The sequence below is a fragment of the Sphingomonas trueperi genome (genome assembly GCF_040545665.1).
Taxonomy (GTDB): Bacteria; Pseudomonadota; Alphaproteobacteria; order Sphingomonadales; family Sphingomonadaceae; genus Sphingomonas; species Sphingomonas trueperi_B.
The window spans coordinates 673,765-695,202 of sequence record NZ_JBEPMH010000001.1; the positions used below are offsets into that span (position 1 = coordinate 673,765).

22 protein-coding genes and 1 tRNA gene are annotated in these 21,438 nt (G+C 66.7%); 13 read left to right on the forward strand and 10 right to left on the reverse strand.

The genetic code is table 11. The features are described 5' to 3' along the window. Window positions 1–7: 7 nt before the first annotated feature. Window positions 8–427: a methylmalonyl-CoA epimerase gene (mce, locus tag ABIC65_RS03070; RefSeq protein WP_354306693.1), complete on the reverse strand. Its 420-nt coding sequence runs from the start codon at window positions 425–427 to the stop codon at window positions 8–10. Window positions 428–450: 23 nt separating this feature from the next. After that, a complete protein-coding gene (locus ABIC65_RS03075; RefSeq protein WP_354306694.1) occupies window positions 451–1,977 on the reverse strand; it encodes an acyl-CoA carboxylase subunit beta in 1,527 nt (508 codons plus the stop codon). A 103-nt stretch (window positions 1,978–2,080) separates the two neighbouring features. Here ABIC65_RS03075 and ABIC65_RS03080 point away from each other — a divergent pair, with 103 nt between their 5' ends. Together ABIC65_RS03080 and ABIC65_RS03085 are read left to right on the forward strand one after the other, a co-directional pair. Then, window positions 2,081–3,508 carry a helix-turn-helix domain-containing protein gene (locus ABIC65_RS03080; protein ID WP_354306695.1) on the forward strand — a complete coding sequence of 476 codons (1,428 nt, stop codon included), beginning with the start codon at window positions 2,081–2,083 and terminating at the stop codon, window positions 3,506–3,508. A gap of 66 nt (window positions 3,509–3,574) precedes the next feature. Beyond that, window positions 3,575–4,336, forward strand: a complete 762-nt coding sequence (locus ABIC65_RS03085; RefSeq protein WP_354306696.1) for a class II aldolase/adducin family protein — start codon at window positions 3,575–3,577, stop codon at window positions 4,334–4,336. Here the strand turns inward: ABIC65_RS03085 and ABIC65_RS03090 are convergent. Beyond that, window positions 4,333–5,133, reverse strand: coding sequence for a DODA-type extradiol aromatic ring-opening family dioxygenase (locus ABIC65_RS03090; RefSeq protein WP_354306697.1), 801 nt, complete (start codon window positions 5,131–5,133; stop codon window positions 4,333–4,335). The genes ABIC65_RS03085 and ABIC65_RS03090 overlap by 4 nt on opposite strands. A 78-nt stretch (window positions 5,134–5,211) precedes the next feature. On the opposite strand from ABIC65_RS03090, the gene ABIC65_RS03095 reads away from it, so the two are divergent. From ABIC65_RS03095 to ABIC65_RS03105, 3 genes are all read left to right on the forward strand, one after another. Next, complete coding sequence (locus ABIC65_RS03095; RefSeq protein ID WP_354306698.1) at window positions 5,212–5,685, forward strand: (2Fe-2S)-binding protein; 474 nt, start codon at window positions 5,212–5,214, stop codon at window positions 5,683–5,685. A 107-nt stretch (window positions 5,686–5,792) separates the two neighbouring features. Next, window positions 5,793–6,668 carry an RcnB family protein gene (locus ABIC65_RS03100; RefSeq protein WP_354306699.1) on the forward strand — a complete coding sequence of 292 codons (876 nt, stop codon included), beginning with the start codon at window positions 5,793–5,795 and terminating at the stop codon, window positions 6,666–6,668. A 73-nt stretch (window positions 6,669–6,741) separates the two neighbouring features. Further along, on the forward strand, window positions 6,742–7,464 hold the full coding sequence (locus tag ABIC65_RS03105; RefSeq protein WP_354306700.1) for a 2OG-Fe(II) oxygenase: 723 nt from the start codon (window positions 6,742–6,744) through the stop codon (window positions 7,462–7,464). A 3-nt stretch (window positions 7,465–7,467) separates the two neighbouring features. Here the strand turns inward: ABIC65_RS03105 and ABIC65_RS03110 are convergent, their stop codons facing one another. After that, on the reverse strand, window positions 7,468–7,887 hold the full coding sequence (locus tag ABIC65_RS03110; RefSeq protein ID WP_354306701.1) for an RrF2 family transcriptional regulator: 420 nt from the start codon (window positions 7,885–7,887) through the stop codon (window positions 7,468–7,470). A 344-nt stretch (window positions 7,888–8,231) separates the two neighbouring features. On the opposite strand from ABIC65_RS03110, the gene recJ reads away from it, so the two are divergent. The 3 genes from recJ (at window position 8,232) to ABIC65_RS03125 (ending at window position 11,257) form a co-directional block, all read left to right on the forward strand. Then, complete coding sequence (recJ, locus tag ABIC65_RS03115) at window positions 8,232–9,998, forward strand: single-stranded-DNA-specific exonuclease RecJ (protein ID WP_354306702.1); 1,767 nt, start codon at window positions 8,232–8,234, stop codon at window positions 9,996–9,998. Window positions 9,999–10,052: 54 nt separating this feature from the next. After that, a tRNA-Glu gene (locus ABIC65_RS03120) sits at window positions 10,053–10,127 on the forward strand. 281 nt (window positions 10,128–10,408) lie between these two features. Continuing rightward, window positions 10,409–11,257, forward strand: a complete 849-nt coding sequence (locus ABIC65_RS03125) for a tyrosine-type recombinase/integrase (RefSeq protein ID WP_436286696.1) — start codon at window positions 10,409–10,411, stop codon at window positions 11,255–11,257. Window positions 11,258–11,441: 184 nt separating this feature from the next. On the opposite strand, the gene ABIC65_RS03130 is transcribed toward ABIC65_RS03125, so the two are convergent. Together ABIC65_RS03130 and ABIC65_RS03135 are read right to left on the reverse strand one after the other, a co-directional pair. Next, the gene (locus tag ABIC65_RS03130) at window positions 11,442–13,121 is read right to left on the reverse strand and encodes an alpha-L-fucosidase (RefSeq protein WP_354306703.1); all 1,680 of its coding nucleotides are present in this window, start codon (window positions 13,119–13,121) and stop codon (window positions 11,442–11,444) included. 38 nt (window positions 13,122–13,159) lie between these two features. Further along, the gene (locus tag ABIC65_RS03135; protein WP_354306704.1) at window positions 13,160–15,943 is read right to left on the reverse strand and encodes a TonB-dependent receptor; all 2,784 of its coding nucleotides are present in this window, start codon (window positions 15,941–15,943) and stop codon (window positions 13,160–13,162) included. 222 nt (window positions 15,944–16,165) lie between these two features. Between ABIC65_RS03135 and ABIC65_RS03140 the strand changes: the two genes are divergently transcribed. The 4 genes from ABIC65_RS03140 to ABIC65_RS03155 all read left to right on the forward strand — a co-directional run bounded on the left by ABIC65_RS03140 (window position 16,166) and on the right by ABIC65_RS03155 (window position 18,222). Continuing rightward, window positions 16,166–16,468, forward strand: coding sequence for a PadR family transcriptional regulator (locus ABIC65_RS03140; RefSeq protein ID WP_436286697.1), 303 nt, complete (start codon window positions 16,166–16,168; stop codon window positions 16,466–16,468). Then, on the forward strand, window positions 16,465–17,109 hold the full coding sequence (locus ABIC65_RS03145; RefSeq protein ID WP_354306705.1) for a hypothetical protein: 645 nt from the start codon (window positions 16,465–16,467) through the stop codon (window positions 17,107–17,109). Before ABIC65_RS03140 ends, ABIC65_RS03145 begins: the two co-directional genes overlap by 4 nt. 145 nt (window positions 17,110–17,254) lie before the next feature. Beyond that, window positions 17,255–17,773: a hypothetical protein gene (locus ABIC65_RS03150; protein ID WP_354306706.1), complete on the forward strand. Its 519-nt coding sequence runs from the start codon at window positions 17,255–17,257 to the stop codon at window positions 17,771–17,773. Window positions 17,774–17,871: 98 nt separating this feature from the next. Next, window positions 17,872–18,222, forward strand: coding sequence for a UrcA family protein (locus ABIC65_RS03155; RefSeq protein WP_354306707.1), 351 nt, complete (start codon window positions 17,872–17,874; stop codon window positions 18,220–18,222). Window positions 18,223–18,244: 22 nt separating this feature from the next. On the opposite strand, the gene ABIC65_RS03160 is transcribed toward ABIC65_RS03155, so the two are convergent. Genes ABIC65_RS03160 through merB form a run of 3 tightly spaced genes read right to left on the reverse strand, consistent with a single transcriptional unit; the run spans window position 18,245 to window position 19,952 of the window. Continuing rightward, window positions 18,245–19,195: a pyridoxal phosphate-dependent decarboxylase family protein gene (locus ABIC65_RS03160; protein ID WP_354306708.1), complete on the reverse strand. Its 951-nt coding sequence runs from the start codon at window positions 19,193–19,195 to the stop codon at window positions 18,245–18,247. A gap of 15 nt (window positions 19,196–19,210) precedes the next feature. Continuing rightward, window positions 19,211–19,507 (reverse strand): hypothetical protein, encoded by a 297-nt coding sequence (locus tag ABIC65_RS03165; RefSeq protein ID WP_354306709.1) that lies wholly within the window; start codon window positions 19,505–19,507, stop codon window positions 19,211–19,213. Between the two features lie 10 nt (window positions 19,508–19,517). Beyond that, a complete protein-coding gene (gene merB, locus ABIC65_RS03170; RefSeq protein ID WP_354306710.1) occupies window positions 19,518–19,952 on the reverse strand; it encodes an organomercurial lyase in 435 nt (144 codons plus the stop codon). A gap of 76 nt (window positions 19,953–20,028) precedes the next feature. On the opposite strand from merB, the gene ABIC65_RS03175 reads away from it, so the two are divergent. Next, the gene (locus ABIC65_RS03175) at window positions 20,029–20,214 is read left to right on the forward strand and encodes a hypothetical protein (protein WP_354306711.1); all 186 of its coding nucleotides are present in this window, start codon (window positions 20,029–20,031) and stop codon (window positions 20,212–20,214) included. Here ABIC65_RS03175 and ABIC65_RS03180 read toward each other — a convergent pair. Next, window positions 20,208–21,392 (reverse strand): thiolase family protein, encoded by a 1,185-nt coding sequence (locus ABIC65_RS03180; RefSeq protein ID WP_354306712.1) that lies wholly within the window; start codon window positions 21,390–21,392, stop codon window positions 20,208–20,210. The two genes, ABIC65_RS03175 and ABIC65_RS03180, sit on opposite strands and share 7 nt — an antisense overlap. Window positions 21,393–21,438 lie beyond the last annotated feature (46 nt).

The window sequence follows — 21,438 nt, forward strand, 5'->3', positions numbered from 1 at the left end:
GGTAGGATCAATGCGCGTCACGCGGCGTCTCCATGATCTCGGTCAGGATGCCGCCCATGTCCTTGGGGTGAACGAAGAAGATCGGCGTGCCGTGCGCCCCGATGCGGGGCTCGCCGAGAACCTTGCAGCCCTTGGCTTCGAACCAGGTCTTGGCTTCGTGAATATCGGGGACCTCGTAGCAGAGGTGATGCTGCCCGCCCGCCGGGTTCTTCGCGAGGAAGCCGTGGATCGGCGAGGTGTCGCCGAGCGGCTCGATCAGCTCGATCTGGCTGTTCGGCGTATCGACAAAGCACACCTTCACCCCCTGCGCAGGCAGGTCGAAGGGTTCGCGGACCACCTCCGCGCCCATGACGTCGCGGTAGAAGGCGATCGAGGCTTCGATCGACGGCGTCGCAACGCCGACATGGTTGAGACGGCCCAGTTTCATCGCAGTCCTCGATCAGACCCGCGTCACAGCGGGATGTTGTCGTGCTTCTTCCAGGGGTTTTCGAGCTGCTTGTTCCGCAGCTTGCGCAATCCCAGCGCGATCCGGCGGCGTGTCGAGTGCGGCATGATCACCTCATCGACAAAGCCCTTGCTCGCCGCCACGAACGGGTTGGCGAAGCGCGCCTCATATTCGGCGGTGCGCTCGGCGATCTCCTCCGCCGTCTTGCCGCGAAAGATGATCTCCACCGCGCCCTTGGCGCCCATCACCGCGATCTCGGCGGTCGGCCAGGCATAGTTGAGGTCGCCGCGCAGATGCTTGGAGGCCATGACGTCATAGGCGCCGCCATAGGCTTTCCGCGTGATCACCGTGATCTTCGGCACCGTCGCCTCGGCATAGGCGAAGAGCAGCTTGGCGCCGTGCTTGATGATCCCCGAATGCTCTTGGCCGACGCCCGGCAGGAAGCCCGGCACGTCGACGAAGGTGACGATCGGGATCTCGAACGCGTCGCAGAAGCGCACGAACCGCGCGGCCTTCTTGGAGGCATTGATGTCGAGGCAGCCCGCCAGCACCATCGGCTGGTTCGCCACCACGCCCACCGTACGCCCTTCGATCCGGCCGAAGCCGATCAGGATGTTGCCGGCATGGGACGGCTGGAGCTCGAAGAACTCGCCCTCGTCGAGCGTCTTCCGGATCAGCTCGTGCATGTCGTAGGGCTGGTTGGCGCTGGGCGGAATGATCGTGTCGAGGCTCTCGTCGATCCGGTCCCAGGGATCGTCGCAGGGCCGCTCGGGCGGTGCCTCGCGGTTCGAGGCGGGAAGGAAGTCCACGAAGTCGCGGGCTGCGAGCAGCGCCTCGATATCGTTCTCGAAGGCCACATCCGCGACCCCCGACTTCGTGGTATGCGTCACCGCTCCACCCAGTTCCTCCTGCGTGACGATCTCGTTGGTAACGGTCTTCACTACATCCGGGCCGGTGACGAACATGTAGGACGAATCCTTCACCATGAAGATGAAGTCCGTCATGGCGGGGCTGTAGACCGCGCCGCCGGCGCAGGGCCCCATGATCAGGCTGAGCTGGGGCACCACGCCCGAGGCCAGCACGTTGCGCTGGAACACCTCGGCATAGCCGCCGAGCGACGCGACGCCCTCCTGGATTCGCGCGCCGCCGCTGTCGTTGAGGCCGATCACGGGCGCGCCGACCTTCATCGCCATGTCCATGATCTTGCAGATCTTCTGCGCGTGCCGCTCCGACAGCGAGCCGCCGAAAACGGTGAAATCCTGGCTGAACACGAAGACCAGGCGGCCGTTGATCGTGCCCGATCCAGTGACCACGCCGTCGCCGGGGATCACCTGGTCCTGCATGCCGAAATCGGTGCAGTTGTGCTCGACATACATGTCGAGCTCCTCGAAGCTGCCCTGGTCGAGCAGCACCTCGATCCGCTCGCGGGCGGTCAACTTCCCCTTGGCATGCTGTGCGTCGATCCGCTTCTGGCCGCCGCCTAGACGGGCAGCGGCACGACGGCGTTCCAGTTCCTCGATCGTCGACGACATCGGCATTCTCTCCGTGGACGCGGCTTGTGCACCGGGCCATGCCGGCTTCGCAAATGCAATGTTGCAAAGTTGCGGGGCGCCGGTTTGCAGACTATGCGGGCCCATGCCCACCCAGCTCCCGCCCTTGCCCCGCCGCCGCCTGTTCGAAGGCTTTCGCCTACGCGAGCTGCGCCGCCGCCTGAGCATTCCGCAGGCCGGGATGGCGCAGCGGCTGGGCATCTCCGTCTCCTATCTCTCGCAGATCGAGAACAACGACCGGCCGATCACGGACGGGGTACTCCTAGCGCTTGCTCGCGAGTTCCCGGTCGAGGCGGCCGAGATCAACGGCGAGGGCGGCACGGCCGCACTGCTCCGCGCGATCGACGCTGCGACCGACAGCAGCGTGCCCGCCGACCGGATCGACGAGGCCGATGTCCGCCGCGGCATCGAACAGCAGCCGCTGCTCGCCCGAAGGATGGTGGCGCTGCACGACGCCTATCGTCGCAGCCAGGAACAGCTGCGCGTGCTCGACGACCGGTTCGACACCGGCTCAGGCGATGCCGCGCCGCTGCCCTGGGAAGAGGTGCGCGACTGGTTTCAGGCCGAGGGCAATTACATCGATGCGATCGATCGTTCGGCGGAACTGCTCGCCGATGCCCTCGCGCTAGACGACGACAATGTCGTGCGCGCCTTCGAGGATCGGCTGCGGCTGTGGCACGGGGTTCGGGTGATCGGCGCGCAGGGCGACGGCAGCGAGCTCAGCCGGTTCGACGAAGGCGCGCGGACGCTCGCGCTTAACCACGCCCTGCCCCCGGAAAGCCGCGCCTTCCTGCTTGCGCATCGGCTGGTCCGCTACGAATTCGCCAACGAGATGCGGCTGGTGATCGACCGCGCCGGGCTGGCCTCGCCGGCCGCACGCGAGCTGCTGAGCGTCGGCCTCGCCAACTATGCCGCGGGCGCGCTGCTGATGCCCTATGGCCGCTTCCGCGCCGCCGCCTACGAAGTGCGCCACGACATCGATCGCCTCCGCCAGCGCTTCGCCGTGAGCTTCGAGCAGGCGTGCCATCGGCTCTCGACGCTGCAGCGCCCCGGCGCGCAGGGGCTGCCGGTGTTCTTCTGCCGCGTCGACATGGCGGGCAACATCACCAAGCGGCACTCGGCCACCCGGCTGCAATTCGCCGCACTCGGGGGTGCCTGCCCCTTGTGGATCGTCCACGAGGCGGTGGCGATCCCGGACCGCATTCTGGTCCAGCTCGCCGAGATGCCCGATGGCACCCGCTATGTCTCGATGGCCAAGGGGCTGGTGAAGCCCTCGGGCAGCTTCACCCGACCGCCTCGCCGCTATGCCGTCGCGTTGGGGTGCGAGGAGACGCATGCCGCGGACTTCGTCTATGCCGACGCGCTGCGAACCGGCGGTGCCGCGACGCCGATTGGCGCCTCGTGCCGCATCTGCCCCCGCCTCGACTGCGACCAGCGCGCCTTCCCGCCCGCCGGATCGGTGATCGAAATCGATCCCGACCACCGCCGCGCCGTGCCCTACGGCTTCCGCTGACGCTTGCGGGCGCTGCCCGCTTCATGGCATACCCAAAGCTCGAAAACAGAAATTTGGAGAGGTGCCATGGCAACCGCGCTCGCCCCCACGCCCCGGGTCAGCGACGCCGAGTGGGAGGCGCGCCAGCAGCTCGCCGCCTGCTACCGCGTGTTCGACATGCTCGGCTGGTCCGAGATGATCTACAACCACATCACGGTGAAGCTGCCGGACCAGGAAGGGGCGTTCCTGATCAACCCCTTCGGCCTGCACTTTAGCGAAGTGAAGGCCTCCAACCTCGTCAAGATCGACATCGACGGCAACAAGCTAGACGACTCACCCTATCCGGTGAACCGCGCCGGCTTCGTCCAGCATGCGCTGTTCCACCGGCATTTGCCCGATGCGCACTGCATCATGCACAGCCACACCACCGCCGGCATGGCGGTCGCGTCGCTGGAAGGCGGGCTGCGGCCGACCAACTTCTACGCCTGCAACTTCATCGGCCAGATCGCCTACCATGATTTCGAAGGCGTCACCGTGCGGGACGAGGAAGGCGAGCGGCTGCTCGCGCATCTGGGCGACAAGCGCGTGATGCTGCTGCGCAACCACGGCATCCTCGCCATGGGCCGCACCCTGCCCGAGGCGTTCGTCAAGCACTGGGCGCTGCAGCGCGCCTGCGAGATTCAGGTCGCGACGATGGGCATGGGCCAGCCGATCGAGATTGCGCCCGAAGTCGTCGCCGTCCACCAGCGCGACGTCCATATGGCGCAGGTCCCCGGCGGTCCGGGTGCTGCGGACTTCGCGGCGATGGTCCGGCTGGTCGACCGGACCGACCGCAGCTGGCGCGACTAGCCGAACCGGAAGGCGCTTACCGCCCAGCCGAGCACATGGTCGCGATAGTCGCACACGGCAGGCCCCTCGCCGCCCGCGCCGAGCGCGACCATCAGCGGCAGGAGGTGCTCCTCGCGGGGATGGGCGAATGCGGCATAGGGCAAGCCACGCCAGGCGATGATCCGGGCTTCGCGGCGCGCGGGATCGGGATCGGTGACTGCTTCGACCAGTGCCTCGTCCCAGGCATCGGCATAGGGCGTCGCCTGCGGGCCCCGAACGCGCAAATTGTGGAAGCTCATGCCCGACCCGACGATCAGCACCCCCTCGTCGCGCAACGGCGCCAGCGCCTTGCCGATCGCGACATGCGCGGCCGGATCGAGGTCCGCCCGCAGCGACACTTGCACAAGCGGTATGTCGGCATCCGGCACCGCGACCTTCATCGGAATGAACACGCCGTGATCCCAGCCACGCTCGCTCTCGACCCCGACGGGGAAGCCGGCGCCGTCGAGCAGCGCCTTGGCCCGCTGCGCCACCTCGGGCGCGCCGGGCGCATCCCAGCGCAGCTGGTAGGTGTCTTCAGGGAAGCCGTAATAGTCGAACAGCAGCGGCTGGCCGTCGCCGACATGCACGGTGACGTCGCGCTCCTCCCAATGCCCGGAGACGAGCAGGATCGCCCGCGGCCGCTCCGGCAGGCCGGCGATCAGCCCGGCGAGATAGGCCTGCATCGGTTGCCACATCGGGTCGGGCGGACCACCGGCGGGGTTCATGAAGAAGCACGGGCCGCCGCCATGCGGGAGGAAGAGCGTGGGTAGGGTCATGCCCGCAATGTCGCCCACGGCCTGGCCCTCGACAATGCCGGTTTCGGAAACCGGTCGTTTCCCGCTAGGGTCCCGGCCATGACTCGGTTTACCGTCAACAACCAGCCGGTCCAGTACGACATGGATCCGAAGACGCCCTTGCTCTGGGCCTTGCGCGACGCCTCCAACCTCACCGGCACCAAATATGGCTGCGGCACCGGCGATTGCGGCGCCTGCACCGTCGACATCGATGGCGCCGCGCGGCTCGCCTGCCGCGAGACGATCGGTGCGATCGAAGGCACCTTCGTCACCACCATCGAGGGCCTCTCGCCCGATCGCAGCCATCCGGTGCAGCAGGCCTTCCTCGCCGCCAATCTCGTCCAGTGCGGCTATTGCATCCCCGGCATGGTAATGGCGGCGTCGGTGCTGATCCGCACCAATCGCAACCCGTCGGAGGAAGACATCCGCCAGGGCATCCCCAATATCTGCCGCTGCGGCATCTATCCGCGGCTGGTCGCGGCGATCCAGGATGCCGCGCGCATCGCCCGCGGCGACCCCGCCGACGACGCCTGAATGCTTTCAATCTGCTGTCAGTGCAATTCAGAACCCGCTCAGCGTCGGGCGCGTATTCAGGCAGCATCGGCACGGCGACTTCGCCGCTGCCACCGGAGAATGGTTCGATGAAGAGGATGCTGTTGGCGGCGATCGCAGCCGCGACTGCACTGGTTCCCGCCGCCGCCATCGCGCAGGAGCGCGGCGAGCATCGCGGCAATGGCGGTTGGATGCGCCCCGACAACTTCCGTCCGCAGGGTGGCCAGGGGGGTCAGGGATGGCAGCGACCGCAGGGTCAGCCCCAGGCGCAGCCGCAGGATCGCGGCAATTGGCAGCGGCCCCAGGGACAGCCGCAGAACGGCGGTAACTGGCAGCGGCCGCAGGGTGCCCCGCAGGCAATGGATCGCGGCGAGTGGCGCCGTCCCGATGGCCAGCCCCGCCCCGCGTTCCAGCAGCCGCAGGGCGCGCAAGTCCCGACGCAGCCGCAGCGCGACTGGCGCGGCGGTCAGCGCCCCGACTGGCAGAATCGCGGCGACGGCCGCAACCCGCAGGCCTGGCAGGACCGCCGCTGGGACGATCGCGGGCGCGCGCAATGGAACGGCAACCGCGACTGGGGCCGCCGCGACGGCTATCGCGGCTGGAACGATCGTCGCGACTGGGATCGCGGCGACCGCTGGCGGGGCAATGGCGGCATCTGGAACAATGGCTGGCGCAACGACAATCGCTATGACTGGCGCGGCTATCGGGACTATAATCGCAGCCTCTACCGCCTGCCGCGCTATTATCCGCCGGCGCGCTGGAGCTACGGCTATCGTCGCTTCTCGGTCGGCTATCGGCTCGACAGCTTCCTGTTCGCGCAGCAATATTGGATCAGCGATCCCTATTCCTACCGCCTGCCGGAAGTTTGGGGACCGTATCGCTGGGTTCGCTATTATGACGACGCGTTGCTGGTCGACGTCGACACGGGCCAGGTGGTCGACGTGATCTACGGCATCTTCTGGTGAGCGACGTGGGGCCGGCAGCGATGCCGGCCCCTTGCGCTTGCATTCGCCGACGCCCGCGGCAAAGAGTTCCGCCGTGAGCAAGACCAACCCCAACAGCAAGGGATCGCCCTCCCCCGAACGGGCACGGATCGGCCGCGAGGTCGCGGCGCGGCTGGACGCGAACCCGAACGTGCGCCGCGCCAAGGTGGAGCTGGCGCAGGTCTATACCTATCCCGATTTCTTCAGCGACGCCGAGTGCGACATGCTGATGGCGCTGATCGACAGCAACGCCCGCCCCTCGACGCTGCTCGCCGCCACCGACGATCCCGACTATCGCACCAGCCACAGCTCGGACCTGTATCGCTGGTCGCCCGACGTGCTGGCGATCGACAACCGCATCGCCGATCTGCTCGGCATCCCGGTCGAGAATGCCGAGACGATGCAGGGCCAGCGTTATGCGCCCAACCAGCAGTTCCGCGCGCATTGCGACTATTTCCACGAAGACAGCGGCTATTGGGACAAGATGGTCGAGACCGGCGGCCAGCGCACCTGGACGGCGATGGCCTATCTCAACACCGTCGAGGAAGGCGGCGCCACCTGGTTTCCGCGCGCCGGCATCCGCTTCAAGCCCAAGCGCGGGCTGCTGCTGATCTGGAACAACATGCTCGCCGACGGCAGCCCCAATTACGACACGCTGCACGAGGGCATGCGCGTCGTCGAGGGCACCAAGTACATCATCACCAAATGGTTTCGCGAACAGGCCTGGATCAAGGCGCCGATCCAGACTTATCGCTCGGGCGTGGTCGACGCCGACTGAGCCTCAGGCGGCGCGCGGCGGCCAGAGCTGGCCCGCGCGCCCGCGCAGCACGTCCGCCAGCGTATAGCGCCGCAGCACGTCCATGAAGGCGCGCCGCGCCTCGGCGAGCACGCCCGGCAAGTTGCACCCCTGCGCAAGTCGGCAGCCCGTACAATCGACCATCGGGCAGCGCGGCTCCGTCACGTCGAGCACCGCGCCGATGTTGATCTCCGCCGGGTCGCGCGCCAGCCGGATCCCGCCGCCGCGGCCACGCACCGCCTCGATATAGCCGGCATGGGCGAGGCCATTGGCGATCTTCATCAGATGCGTGGCGGAAATGTCCTGCTCCTCGGCCACCGATGCGATCGAGACGCGCCCCTCCCCGCTGCTGCCCAGGTGGATCAGCAGGCGCAGCGCGTAATCACTGTGGCGGGTCAATTGCATGCGACATCTTCTTAGCTGGCGAGTTCTGCAGATGCATGAGGACAATCACCTATACTGACAAGCATTAAAGCAACGGCCCCGAACGCAGAACAGTTGGAATGCCACATTCAGCTTTGTCGGCGACCGGCGATGCATTGCGTCCGGTGCGAACAATCGAACCACGGTGGCTGGGTCGCCAAGGCGCCCTTCTGCGGCAAGACCGCGCAGGTCGCGGATCTTCAGGACGCACAGCAGAAGGCGCCCCAGGCCGCCTGATCGATCCGGCCCCCGCCCGCCCGGCGCATCGGGCGGGGCTTCGGCGCATGCCCCTCGACAATCGGCCAACCCCCGGCCACATCGGGTGCATGTCCCCTGCCCTCAATGTTCACCGTTCGATCCTCGGCCAGCCCTGGCGCTGGCGCGGCCTCGCCGCCGATGCGCGCGACCCGAATTTTGCCCCCGACGACCTCGTTACCCAGCTGCTGCTCACCCGCGGCGTCGATCGGGCCGATCTGGAGCGCCATCGCACCCCCAGCATCCGCGCCTTCATGCCGGACCCCTCGATCTTCCGCGACATGGACCGCGCCGCCGAACGCCTCGCCGACGCCGTCGAAGCGCGCGAGCAGGTCGCGATCTTCGGCGATTACGACGTCGACGGCGCCACCTCCGCCGCATTGCTGATCCTGTTGCTGCGCGAACTCGGCCTGGAGGCGACCCCCTATATCCCCGACCGGCTGATGGAAGGCTATGGCCCCTCGGGCGAGGCACTGGTCCGGCTCAAGCAGCAGGGGCACGGGCTGATCGTAACCGTAGATTGCGGTGCGCAGGCATTCGAAGCGCTGGCAATGGCGCGCGACGCCCACGCCGACGTGATCGTCGTCGATCACCACAAATGCGCGACCGAGCTGCCCGTCGCGCACGCGCTGGTGAACCCGAACCGGCTCGACGAGGCCGAGGGCGCCGAGCACGGCCATCTCGCCGCGGTCGGCGTCGCCTTCCTGCTCGGCGCGGCGCTGGTGCGGACACTGCGGGCGCGCGGCTATTTCGCCAGCCGGCCCGAGCCGAAGCTGCTCGATCTGCTCGACATCGTAGCCCTTGGCACGGTGGCCGACGTGGCGCAGCTCAAGGGGCTCAACCGCGCCTTCGTGGCGCAGGGCCTCAAGGTGATGGCACAGCGGCGCAACATCGGCCTGGCGGCGCTGATCGAGGCCTCGCGGCTCACCCGCGCGCCGACCTGCACCGATCTGGGCTTCGCCCTTGGCCCCCGCATTAATGCCGGCGGCCGGGTCGGCAAGTCCGATCTCGGGGTGCGGCTGCTCACCACGCGCGATCCCGCCGAGGCGCGCGCGATCGCCGCCGAGCTCGACCTGCTCAACGAGGAGCGCCGTGCGATCGAGGCCGAAGTCCAGACAGCCGCCGAATCGCTGTGCCTCATCGGCGCCGACCGGATGGTCGCGCTGGTCTCCGGCGAGGGCTGGCATCCCGGGGTGATCGGCATCGTCGCGGGGCGGCTGAAGGAAAAGTTCGGCAGGCCTGCGCTGGTGATCGCGATCGGCGAGGACGGGATCGGCAAGGGCTCCGGCCGCTCGATCCCGGGCGTCGATCTCGGCGCGGCGGTGCTGGCAGCGAAGGACGCCGGGCTGCTGATCGCCGGCGGCGGTCATGCAATGGCGTGCGGGGTGACGGTGGCGGCCGAGGGCGTGGAAACGCTCGCTGCGTTTCTCGAAGAGCGCCTCGCCGAGCGAATCGCCGCCGCACGCGGCGAACGCGCCTTGCTGCTCGACGCAGTGCTGAGCCCGGCCGGCGTGAACCCGATGCTGGTAGAGGCGATGGAAGCGGGCGGCCCCTATGGCATGGGCTGGCCCGCGCCGCGAATCGCTGCAGGGCCGGTACGGGTCATCAAGGCCGACGTGGTCGGCACCGGGGGGCATGTCCGCGCGATCGTCGCCGGGGCGGACGGGCGCAGCCTGAAGGCCGTCGCCTTCCGTCAGGCCGAATCGGAACTGGGCCAGGCGCTGCTCTCAGCGCCTTCGCATCGCCACCTCTGGCTGGCCGGCCGCGCCAGGATCGACACCTGGGGAAGCCGCCCCGCAGCGGAATTGCACATAGAAGATGCTGCATGGGCCGATTGAGTGCTTGACGGCTGCGGAATCGCCCCCTATTCGGCCGCTCCACGCCAAGCAGTTGGCCCCTTCGTCTAGCGGTTAGGACGCGGCCCTTTCACGGCTGAAACACGGGTTCGATTCCCGTAGGGGTCACCAAATTGCCTTTCCAGGGCATTCCAGAACATGCCATGACTGGCTGTTTTCTGCGGTTTTTTGGTGGTGTAAGTCTCTCATTCAAGCTGGCAAAATGCCACTATATACCAGCGAGCTGATGGTATTGTTGATGGCACCTGCCGGTCGCTTCTACGGGAAATACCATCACGGCGCTGTCGGTGGTTGCCATCAAAGCCGCAGAGATTCGCGCCAAGGTGTACAAGCTGAGCGATAGAGACGGGTTCTGCCTGCTCGTGACGCCATCCGGCTGACGCTATTGGCGGATGAACTATCGGCATCATGGGAAGCAAAAACCCTCGCTTTCGGGGTTTGGCCCGACGCCGGCCTGGCAGCGGCACGGGCCGAATGTGATGCCGCGCGGAAAGTGCTGGCCGCTCGCCGGTCACGATGAAGAAGCTCCGCTGGCTTCTCGGTTTCATCAACGCGCCGAGCGTGACGTCGCCGCCGACCTCCTCGGCGCACTGATCGCGACCAAGCCAGCACATCGCGCCGCAGTTACCACGCCAAAGACCGCAGGAGAGCTTCTAAGGGCCATAGAGGGCTTCCAGGGGCAACCGAACACTCTCGCCGCGCTGCGGCTGCTGCCACACGTCTTCGTCCGCCCTGACGAGCTACGTTTCGCCGAGTGGCAGGACTTCGATCTGGACCGGGCGATCTGGACCATTCCGGCGCACGAGACGAAGATGCGGCGCGCCCATGCGATCCCCCTCTCCCGCCAGGCGCTCGCGATCCTTGCCTCGATTGAGCACGGCGCAGACTATAGCAGCCATCGCTTTCCATCCCTCCGCTCCGTCCGAAAGCCGATGTCGGAGAACACGATCAATGCGGTACTCCGCCGGATGGGATATGCGGGGGACGAAATGACCGGCCATGGCTTTCGAGCAATGGCGGCCACGCTGCTCAACGAAATGGGCCTGTGGCACCCCGACGCCGTCGAACGACAGCGCGCGCACTGCGACAGCTATGCCGTCCGCCGCGCCTATACCCGAGGCGAGTATTGGGACGAACGCGTGCGGACGATGCAGCACTGGTCTGACCATCTCTATTTCCTGCGCGACGGTGCAAAAGTGTTGAACGAACAGTTCGGACAAGCGGCTGAGACTCGATGTTAGTCGGATGGGGAACGCCGCGCCTGCCGAGCAGCGGCGCGCGGAGACCGCAGCCGACCAACTCGCGCCGTTCCCACGTGGCGCGCGCGATGTCCGGTTAATCCGAAAGCTGCCAGCAAGGCGGAGAGGCGCTGCCGTCAGCACTGCTCCGCACTCCGCCACTCCCCGTTCCGCCGCCACTCTTCAACTAAACGCCGTTGTAATCGCCCAAGCTGCCAGCCGTGATGCCCCGCCCCGATAGGACCAGCGCTACGCCGATCCGGTTACGCAGCGCAGGCGGAAGGTCGACCTCCAGCGCATCCGCCGTGCGGCGGAAGGTGAGCGGCGCGTTCTGGCCGGGCAAGGTGACACGCTGGATCGCCCCGCGGCCGATCGGGTTGCTGAGGCTCCACAGCTTCAACCGCGCCACATTGTCCTCCGGCCAGCCCAGCACGATCGCGTGCACGTCGTCGCCCTTGCGCATGTAGCGGATGTCTGCTGCGGTGTAGCGCGTGTCCCGACTTTCCGCGAACATGCCCGAGGCGGCCTGGGTCGGCCCCTCGCCATGGATCCGCCAGGGACGCGTGCCGTAGATCGCGGTGCCGTACCGCCCCATCCAGCCGGCGACCTCCTCGACAATCGCCTCGACCTTGTCGTCGATCGTGCCGTCGCCGCGCATGGGCACGCTCAGCAGCAGGTTGCCGTTCTTCGAGACGGTGTCGCTCAGCGTATGAATGATGTTGGGCGCCGTCTTGTAGCCGTCGCGCTCATAGAGCTCGCGGTCATAGTGCCAGTTGCCGATGCAGGTGCATGTCTGCCAGGGGTAGATTTCGATCAGCGACTTGCCGCCGCGCTCGACATCTTCGACGAGGCCCATGCGGCGCTCCGGCGGCACCATCTTGACGTTGAGAACGCCCTCGAGCTTACCGCCGTGCCAGGACATGTTGGCGTTGTAATAGTGGGCGGCAATCTCCAGGCCATATTGCTGGAGCGGCAGATCGAAATTGTCGAAATAGATGAGATCGGGTCGATAGACGTCGATGAGCTCGCGGCAGCGCAGCGCCCAGTTACGGGCAAAGGCGACGTTATTGGCGGGTACGCCTTCCGACCAGAGGCGATCGGTGCGCTCGTGGATCGCGTTCATCTCCGGCAGCGTCGTCACGCCGGCGGGCATCGGCATGGTACGGCCGGTGTAAAGCACCTGCGGGTCCAGCCCTTCCCACCATTTGCCGCGGCCGCCTGCCTCAGTCAGCTTCCACGCATCGTAGCGCTTGCCCTGCATCGGTCCCTCGGCGTCATAGCCATAGGCCGGCTGAAACCAGTGCCAGGCATGGGCGCTGTGGTTCGACACGCCGAAGCGCAGCCCCTTGGCGCGGGCGAGCTTCTCCCAGGTGCCGATGATGTCCCGCTTCGGTCCCACCCGCGTGGTGTTCCACGGATGGTGGGTGGAGGCATAAGTGTCGATATTGTCGTGGTGATTGGCCAGCGCGACGAAATATTTGGCGCCCGCGCGAGCGTACATGTTCATCAGCTTTTCAGGCTGCCACGGATCGACGTTCCACTTGTTGACGATCTCCATGAAGCCGACCTCGCTGGGATGGCCGAACTTACGGAGATGTGCCTTGTTGGCGCGGCTGCCCTGGATGTACATCTCGCGCGCATACCAGTCGCCTTCCTCCGGTACCGACTGCGCGCTCCAATGCGCCCACATGCCGAACTTGGCATCACGGAACCACTCGGGCGCCGAATAGCCGCTGGTGAAGGACTGCCAGTTGGGGGTGAAGGGCCCCGCGGCGGCAGGCGTCGCGCTCGCAAGGGCGGAGGGTGCCAGCGCGCCGGCGCCCCCCGAAACCCCGATCCATCCCAGAGCATCGCGCCGATTCATCATTACATCATCTCCGTCGTATCTTCGCGTAGGGTGGCAGATCAGAAGCTTACATGAACGCCCGCGGTAATCCGCCTGCCGATCAGGTTGTACGTGTCGAGCAGTCCGAAGCCGTTCTGCGTCTTCTGCACCGCGTTCAGCAGGTTGCTGACATCGGCATTGACCGAGACGGCCTTGGTGATCTGGTAACTGATCGACGCGTCGAGCTGGCCATAGGCGGGCGTGACGTCGCCGTCCCCGAAGATCCCGCTGCCGTTCGAATAGGAACTGCGATAGGTATAGCTGCCGCGCAGTCCGAAGCCGCTCTTCTCGAAATAGGCACCGGCATTGTAGTTGATCTTGGAGACGCCATCCAGCGTCGCGCTGGGACCGCCCTGGAACAGCGGTACCTTGGGCGCGTCGAGATAGGTGAAGCTGCCGAATAGGCCGAAGCCGTCCAGCGCGTCGCCCAGATAGGACAGCGGAATCTGCGCGGCGACTTCCGCACCCTTGATGTCCGCCGATGCGAAGTTGACCGGCTGGTTGCGCCGGAACTCCAGCGTCTGAGTGCCGCCGCCGCGCAGCTGCACCGTGCGGGTCTCGGCCACCTGGCCGTTCACGATGTAGTTGGTCAGATGCTTGTAGAAGAGCGCCGCCGTCAGCAGCCCCTGCTTGGGGAGGTAATATTCGAGCGACAGGTCCAGCTGGTCCGACAGATAGGGCTTGAGCGACGGGTTGCCCGAGTTGATGCGCCGGACATTGGCGTCCACCGTCGTGCCCGCGGACAGCTGCCCCAGCCCCGGCCGCCCGAGGACGCGCGCCGCCGCCGCACGCAGCACCAGGTCGCGTGACAGCTCGTACTTCACGTTCATGCTGGGCAGGAAATAGTGATAGTCGCCCTTGACCGACGCCTGCGCGGCATCGGGAATGGTGGTGAACACGCCGCCCGGTTCGATGATGATGCCGTTGAGATTCGGCACCAGCCCGCTCGATATCGTCTGGGTGTTGACGAAGCGGATGCCGACATTGCCGCTCAGCCGATCCTGGGCGCCGCGGAACGCGGCCTGGACATAGGCGGCCATCGTCCGCTCGGTCACGTCGAAGCCGCTGCCCCGCACCACCTGCGGCGGTGCCGCCGCCGCGATCGCCGCGGGCGAGATCAGGCCGTAATAGGCGTCCAGGTCCGTCACCAGATAGGAGGACGGGTAATAGGGAATGCTCTTGCCGAACGAGACCGGCTTCAGAATGTCGCGTGCGCTCACCGCCCCGGACGCGCCTTCCCAGCCGGGGAAGAGCTGCAGCTTGCCGCCCGAGAGTGCGTTCAGCTGCGTGGCGTTGAGCGACGAGCGTACGTCATAGGCGCTGTTGGTGCGATCGGCGAAGTAGAGCCCGCCCTTCAACGATTTCAGAACGCCGTCGTCGAAGCTGTAGGTCGCGTCCAGCCGCCCTTCCCACAGCTCGTCCGCGTTCGATCCGCCGAAGAAGTCCTGCGTGAGGAGGTAGAAGGTGGAGGGATCGAGCGGATTATAGCCGCCGCCATATTCGACCTTGGGCGGTGCGCCGATGCCGTCCGGATGGGTGATCGTGCCCGTCGCGCGCGAGATGGTCGCGAAGCCGTTATTCAAGCCGTTGGTCGTCGCCTTGGAGTAGCTGGCCTGGCCGGTGACCTCCATGTGATCATCGGTAATCTTGCCGCTCAGGCTGCCCGAGTTGATGATCTTGCGGCTGTTCTGGCTGAAGGTGGATGCGCGGTGATCCAGCCCGGTAGCGCTGACCGAGGTGAGGAAGCCGGCAGAGCCGTTCAGCAGTTGCGGCGCCAGGCTGGTGTCGATGGTGCTGGCCGTCACCCCGTACGGCTGGCCCGGAATGGCGGGGGCGATGTTGGTGAAGCGGGTGGCGTTCTCGTACCAGAGGTTCGATTCCTTGAAGTCCGAATGGAAATAGTCGAGGCTCAGCTCGATATTGTCCTTCGGCTTCAGCTGGGCATTGCTGATGATCGAGAACCTGGTGCGCGTACCCGGATAGGCCTGATAGGCCTGGGCGTGGTTGAACGTGTAGGTGTCGTTGAAATCGCCGTCGCGATTATAGTCGATCGGCGGCGTTCGGGTGGATTCCACGCCCGTTTCCGCGCCGTAGCCCTGATACTGCACCTGCAGATATTTGCGCTGCTCATAGGCGACCCCGACGTTGAAGCCGAAGGTCTCGGAGGGATTCACATAATTGAACAGGCCCGACAGGCGGGGCGAAAGCTTCTTGGCGTTTTCCTCGTACACGCCTTCGACGGTGCCGTTGAAGCGCGTTTTGCCGATCTGTAGCGCCTTGGGTGTAGAGATATTGACCGTGCCCGACAGGCCGCCCTCGATCATGTCGGCCGTAGGCGATTTCTGCACCTCCACGGAACTGACGAACTCGGCGGACAAGGACGTGAAGTCGAACGACCTGCCGCCGCCGCTGCCCAGCGTTCGGCCGTTGAACTGCACGCGGGAGAATTCAGGCGAAAGACCGCGGATGCTGACGGACGATCCCTCGCCACGACTCCGCGTGATCTGAACGCCGGTGATGCGCTGCAGCGACTCGGCAAGGTTCTGATCGGGGAACTTGCCGATATCCTCTGCCGAGATGCCATCGCTGACGATGTCGGCATCGCGTTTGTGCGCGTTGGCGGCCTGTAGCGACCGGCGAAAACCAGTCACGACGATTTCTTGGCCCTCCTGCTCGGCGCCAGGGCCAGAGGGCGGCACGTCGGTGGTTTGCGCAAGCGCCGTGATGGGCGCTCCGGCAGCGATGATCGCGAAAAACGGCAGGCTCTTGCAGAGCACGCGCGACGTTGCTCGTTGCGACTTCATCAAACTCTCCCCTATCTGTTTTCTTATGTGAAAACTTGCGTGCATAGGCGTACATAAAATTTCTACCTGTGAAAAGCGCTTTCATGTTTTTTTACGGATGGTTGCTTGTCATCAGCGCAGCTAGGGCCGCGCACCGCAGCGCAGGCCCGCTCGGGCAGAGTCGTCACGGGCGTCAGCACATCTGCCGTTGACTCATAAGTCTACATATGTTGATGTCGTGCCATGGTTCGTAAACGACAGCCTTCGAAGCAGATGTGCCGCCTCCTCGAAGCGCTTTCAGCGACGCATGGCGAATGGCGGCACGGGTACGATCTGATGAAGGCCACCGGCCTGTTGTCCGGGACGCTGTATCCGCTGCTGATGCGGATGACGGAGCAGGGGCTCGTCGAGGCCGAGTGGCGCGAGCCGGCCCAGCCCGGACGACCCGCCCGCCACGCCTACCGCCTGACCGCGGCAGGCGCCGCCCTCGCGCGCGACCTCGCCGGCAGCGCGCCGGGCCAATCGTTCAAGGGAGCGCTGGCATGAAGATATCGTTCGCACGCGCGCTGCTCCGTGTGGCGAGTGCTTGTCTCGGCGAGCGCAAGCGCGACTGGGCTATGGCGATGGAAGCGGAGCTGGACACGGCAATCGCCGAAGGCGCACCGGTGCAGTTCGCGCTCGGGTGCCTCCTCGCGGCAGGACGCGGGCTGATCGCGGCCGAGGAAGGTCACTTCGTCCTCGCCAGCTATGCCGTGGCGATCGGCGTGCTGCTGCCGATGGCCGCGCTGCAGATCGGCTGCGCGCTGTTCGGGTTGCCCTACCTCTATCCCGGGCAGAACGGCCTGGTCGGTGCATTGATCGACGGTAGCCAGCAGGAAAGTGCGTTGCGGAGCGTCTACCAGGCAGCGATCCCGTCGCTGGCGCTGCTCCAACTTTTGATCGGGCTGGGACATCTGCGGATCGCCTGGGTGGTGCTGGAGCGCGATTGGTCGGCAGCGCTCCGCTGGGGCAGCCTGAGCCTGGCCGCATCGGCGACGCTGGTGACGTTCCTGAGCGTGTTGTTCATCGATGGCCGGCAGGCGCTGCTCCAGGGCGCGGTGCTCGCGATCGAGCTCGCGATCATCGCCAGCGTGGCGCGCTGGCATGCGCATTTCTCGCCCGGTCCGGTGCCCGCTTCGGTCCGGTAAACGCGTCGTACGGCGACGGGCTTCGAAACGATCTTCGGGTGCACCGCCCCGGAGCGTGAGGCCGCGTGGCCACAAGCGGTGCCGTGAAGCGACGCGTTCATCGCTGCGGAGCCCCAGCCGCATCCTCGGGGCAAGGAGACGATGCATGCCAACCGCAGTCCTGCGTTCCACCCTGCGCTGCTCGGCGACAGTCTTGCTCCTGTTGCCTCTCGGGGCGGCAGTCGCGGGGCCGGAGGATCCCGCTGCCGCCAACCGGTCGCCCTTCCTGGGAACCTGGCAGCTGGACCTTGCCCGCATGCCCGCCAATTATGGGCCGCCGCCCCGCCGGGTCCTCTACACCTTTGAGGATGCAGGTAAGGGTCAGTGGCGGACGACTGTCGACATCACCGCGCCGGACGGCAGCGTGCGGCACATGACGGTGCGCTACGCACGCGACGGATCGGCGTCGGCAGGCGAAGGCGACCAGTCGGAAGCGGACAGCGCCGCGATCAACCAGCCCGCTTCCAACGTGCTGGTCATGAGCCTTACGAAGAACAAGATGCTCGGCTCGGTACGGGTCTATGCAGTCTCACCGGACGGAGAGGAAATGACGGAATCTGCTGCGGCGGCGGACGCCGGTGGAGCGCCCTTTGTCAGGAACTTCCATTTCCGCCGCCTGCGGTGAGCCGGCCGGGTCGGCAGGAAGGTGCGTAAAGCCAGCCAGACGGAACCATGGCGGCTGCTCTGCGGCGCGATCGACGCCAATCTGTACGGGAGAAGATCATGAAGTTGTTGGTGCTCCTCAGCGCCGCGGTGCTGCCGGCTTGCGCCAGCGGCACGTCTTTAATGGCATTCCCACCAAGCATGGCAGTCGCATATCGCGACTTGCGGCTCGATACTGCAACCGATCGCGCCAAGCTGGTACGCCGGGTCGACCGTGCTGCTGACGCCTTCTGCAAGGCCTACGACCCGTTGGACCCGGAGACGCGGTTCGATGCGCGGCTGGCGAGCGGGCGGCGCTGTCCCGGTGCTGCCACTATCCTGCTGGCGCAGCATATGCCTGCGAACGTCCGACGGGCGTATCGCGCGGGCCGTCGAGAGCAAGGTGGAAGCCGAACGCCCGCTTTCCCGTGAATCAAAGCGCTGCCAAATCCGCTTACTCGAAAATACGCGACGAATTTACGTGCCCGATAAAGTAAGCGTCGCGTTTGGCGCCCAGGCGGATCGCGGCGGTCTCGGCATCGTCGCGGCCGCGCACGACCAGCTGGTTGAGCACTACCCGGTTGAGCACCTCGAATCCCTCGCCCCGCAGGCGGTCCGCGAGCCACTGCGCCTGCGCGACGTGCCGCTCCACCATCGCCGCGACCCCGTCGCGCCCCAGCGTGCGCAACGCCGCCCATGCCGGAATGCCACGCGCGCGACGAGAGAACTCAAGCGTCAGGTTCTTCTGCGCGTGCCGGGATCCTTCGGCATAGGCGGTATCGCTGTTCATCGCGCGCGCCAGCACCTCGGGATCGCGGCAGATCGCCATCGCGCAGTCATAGGGCGTGTTGAGCCATTTATGCCCGTCGACGGTCCAGCTGTCCGCACCATCGAGGCCGTCGGTCAACGCGCGGTGCGCGGAAGCACGTGCCCAGAGCCCGAAGGCGCCGTCGACATGGACCCAGGCACCCGCTGCCTTCGCCAGCGGAATGATCTCGGCGAAGCGATCGAACTCGCCGGTGTTCACCTCGCCGGCCTGGAGGATCACAAGCGTCCGTGCGTCGAGCGGCGGCAGTGCCGCAGGATCGATACGCCCATGTGTATCCGTTGCCACACGCACCAGCTGTTCCGCGCCGAAGCCGAGGACACGCAGTGCCTTGAGGATGGTGATGTGCACCGTTTCCGGCACCACGACGCGGATGGGCGGGGCTCCGAAGGCACCGCGCGTCGTCACGTGCCACCCCGCATTCGCGAGCAGCCGATCCCGTGCGGCCGTGAGCAAGGTCAGGCTGCACGCCGTGGCCGAGGTGCCGAAGCCGACCGCGCTGCCACGCGGGAGATCGAGAATGTCGAGCAGCCATTCGGCCGCGACCTGCTCGATCCTCGCCGCTGCCGGCGAGGTCATGGCGAGCGCGGCGCCCTAGTCCCAGGCGAGCATCAGCCGCTCCGCGGCTGCCGCGACCGGGAGCGCCGCGCCTACGACAAAACCGAAATAACGTGGTCCGTTGGTCGCAATGGTCGCCGGGATGCCCGCGTCGTCGAGCAGCGCAAGCGTCTCGGCACCGGGGCGGCCGCGATCGGGAAGCAGTTCCTCGAAGCGCCCCAGCCCGTCCAGCGCGCGTTGATCGGGATAGACCCGGCGCTGTTCGATACCGCGCAGATAGTCGGTCGCGCGCCGGTCCACATCCGCGACGAGCGCGGCTTCTTCCTCGTCCATGGCTACCTCGTCAGAAGGGATCGTTGGTGGGCTCGACGCACCAGAAGGGACCGGTGAGCCCCACCGCCTCGAAGATCGCCGCGGCTTGCGCGCCGGTACATTTCTGCCAGTCCGGATCGGCATGGCGGACATACCAGCTGCGGCCCAGCTCCCAGGCTTGCCCTATCGGTATCGCTTCGCCGCGAGGAAGCGGGTGGCGGGCGCACCAGCGGTCCACCTGCGCCTCACTGCGGAACGGCGGCACCGTGCTGCAGAAGCGGTGCACATTGTTCCAGGCATCGCGCGGCGGAACGGCGAAATGGACTTGGAGATTATCCTCGATCACGTCCCCGTCCGTGACGTGGATGGTGATCGGCTCGGCCTCGCCACCGAGATGGGTGTGGATGGCCGCGTTGCCGCCGATCAGCCCGACGATACCGAATGCGCACCGGAGGCAGTCACCCACCATCCTTGCGTATCCCGCGCGACCCAGGTTGCGGTCGGCGTGCGCGAGTGGGATGCAGCACCCATGGCTCGCCGCTATGCGGATCGAGGACGACGCCATGGGTGGCTTCGAGCGCTGCCAGCGCGGCATCGACTCGTCCCACGCCTACCTCCAGCGTAGCGGCTACCTCCATCCGCGTTGGCGCCTTGCCCTGCCGCAGCAGCGGTTCGACGAAGGCGTGGCGCACGCAACCCATGCCGCGTGGCGTGGCATCGGTCATTGAACGGATTCCAAGGCCAAAGCGATGCCCTGACCGCCGCCGATGCACAGCGTCACAACGCCGCGCCGCACGCCGTCCCGCCGCATCGCGTGCAGCAGGCGCGTGACCAGCACCGCACCGGTGGCGCCGATCGGATGGCCATGCGCGATCGCCCCGCCCTCCACATTGACGATATCGAGCGGCAGGCCGAGGCCCTGCGCGACGGCGAGCGGCACCACGGCAAAGGCTTCGTTGATCTCGACGCGCTCGACATCGCCCAGCGCCCAGCCCGCGCGTTCCAGTGCCTGCGCCACCGCCGGCACCGGCGCCAGACCGAAGCGCGCCGGTTCGATCGAGCACAGGCCATGCGCGACCAGGCGGCCGATCGGCGACAGCCCGGCCGCCTCGGCCGCCGCCCGATCGGCGATCAACATCGCCGCCGCGCCGCTGTTCAGGCCGGGCGCGTTGCCGGCGGTGATCGTGCCGTCGGGTCGGAAGGCGGGCTTCAGCCGAGCGAGCGCCTCGATCGTCGTCCTGGGTCGCGACGCCTCGTCCCGATCGAAATGCGTGACGCCCGTGCGGTCGGCAACTTCCACAGCAATGATTTCAGCGTCGAAACGCCCCGCTTCCTGCGCGGCGGCGAACCGCGCCTGTGACCTGACCGCCCAGGCATCCTGCGCCTCGCGATCGATTTTCGCCTCGCGTGCCAGATCCTCAGTGTGCCAGCCCGAATGCTCGCCCGAAAAGGCGTCGACCAGGCCGTCGCGGAGCATCGCGTCGTGGATCTCCGCCGGGCCCATCCGGTAGCCCCAGCGGCCGCCGTCCATGAGGTAGGGCGCGCGGTCCATATTTTCCGTGCCGCCGGCGATGGCGAAGTCGTGGCGGCCGAGCAGGATGTCGTCCGCGGCGGAGACGATGGCCTGCGCCCCGGATCCGCAGACCCGGTTGACGGTCAGCGCCGGGACGGCGACCGGCAGGCCGCCGCCGATCGCCGCCTGGCGCGCCGGGTTCATCCGGTTGCCGGCCTGGATGACGTTCCCCAGCACAACCGACCCGACCCGCGCCGGATCAATCCCCGTGCGGCGCAACGTCTCGCGGACGACCGCGGCACCGAGATCGGTCGCCGGCACGTCCTTCAACGAACCGCCATAGGTGCCGATCGCTGTGCGGACCGGCTCGCAGATCACGATATCCCGCGCCATTGCCTTTACTCCACCATCAAATTCTGAAAGCTGGCAGCGGCCGGCC

Excerpts from the sequence above, each read along its gene's own strand:
- ABIC65_RS03130 (WP_354306703.1), bottom strand. The coding sequence starts at position 13,121 with ATGATGAATCGGCGCGATGCTCTGGGATGGATCGGGGTTTCGGGGGGC.
- ABIC65_RS03085 (WP_354306696.1), top strand. The coding sequence starts at position 3,575 with ATGGCAACCGCGCTCGCCCCCACGCCCCGGGTCAGCGACGCCGAGTGG.
- ABIC65_RS03080 (WP_354306695.1), top strand. The coding sequence starts at position 2,081 with ATGCCCACCCAGCTCCCGCCCTTGCCCCGCCGCCGCCTGTTCGAAGGC.
- ABIC65_RS03145 (WP_354306705.1), top strand. The coding sequence starts at position 16,465 with ATGAAGATATCGTTCGCACGCGCGCTGCTCCGTGTGGCGAGTGCTTGT.
- ABIC65_RS03140 (WP_436286697.1), top strand. The coding sequence starts at position 16,166 with ATGGTTCGTAAACGACAGCCTTCGAAGCAGATGTGCCGCCTCCTCGAA.
- recJ (WP_354306702.1), top strand. The coding sequence starts at position 8,232 with ATGTCCCCTGCCCTCAATGTTCACCGTTCGATCCTCGGCCAGCCCTGG.
- ABIC65_RS03165 (WP_354306709.1), bottom strand. The coding sequence starts at position 19,507 with ATGGACGAGGAAGAAGCCGCGCTCGTCGCGGATGTGGACCGGCGCGCG.
- ABIC65_RS03155 (WP_354306707.1), top strand. The coding sequence starts at position 17,872 with ATGAAGTTGTTGGTGCTCCTCAGCGCCGCGGTGCTGCCGGCTTGCGCC.
- ABIC65_RS03125 (WP_436286696.1), top strand. The coding sequence starts at position 10,409 with ATGAACTATCGGCATCATGGGAAGCAAAAACCCTCGCTTTCGGGGTTT.
- ABIC65_RS03100 (WP_354306699.1), top strand. The coding sequence starts at position 5,793 with ATGAAGAGGATGCTGTTGGCGGCGATCGCAGCCGCGACTGCACTGGTT.
- ABIC65_RS03180 (WP_354306712.1), bottom strand. The coding sequence starts at position 21,392 with ATGGCGCGGGATATCGTGATCTGCGAGCCGGTCCGCACAGCGATCGGC.
- ABIC65_RS03160 (WP_354306708.1), bottom strand. The coding sequence starts at position 19,195 with ATGACCTCGCCGGCAGCGGCGAGGATCGAGCAGGTCGCGGCCGAATGG.
- ABIC65_RS03175 (WP_354306711.1), top strand. The coding sequence starts at position 20,029 with ATGCGGATCGAGGACGACGCCATGGGTGGCTTCGAGCGCTGCCAGCGC.
- ABIC65_RS03150 (WP_354306706.1), top strand. The coding sequence starts at position 17,255 with ATGCCAACCGCAGTCCTGCGTTCCACCCTGCGCTGCTCGGCGACAGTC.
- ABIC65_RS03075 (WP_354306694.1), bottom strand. The coding sequence starts at position 1,977 with ATGTCGTCGACGATCGAGGAACTGGAACGCCGTCGTGCCGCTGCCCGT.
- ABIC65_RS03110 (WP_354306701.1), bottom strand. The coding sequence starts at position 7,887 with ATGCAATTGACCCGCCACAGTGATTACGCGCTGCGCCTGCTGATCCAC.
- ABIC65_RS03090 (WP_354306697.1), bottom strand. The coding sequence starts at position 5,133 with ATGACCCTACCCACGCTCTTCCTCCCGCATGGCGGCGGCCCGTGCTTC.
- mce (WP_354306693.1), bottom strand. The coding sequence starts at position 427 with ATGAAACTGGGCCGTCTCAACCATGTCGGCGTTGCGACGCCGTCGATC.
- ABIC65_RS03095 (WP_354306698.1), top strand. The coding sequence starts at position 5,212 with ATGACTCGGTTTACCGTCAACAACCAGCCGGTCCAGTACGACATGGAT.
- ABIC65_RS03135 (WP_354306704.1), bottom strand. The coding sequence starts at position 15,943 with ATGAAGTCGCAACGAGCAACGTCGCGCGTGCTCTGCAAGAGCCTGCCG.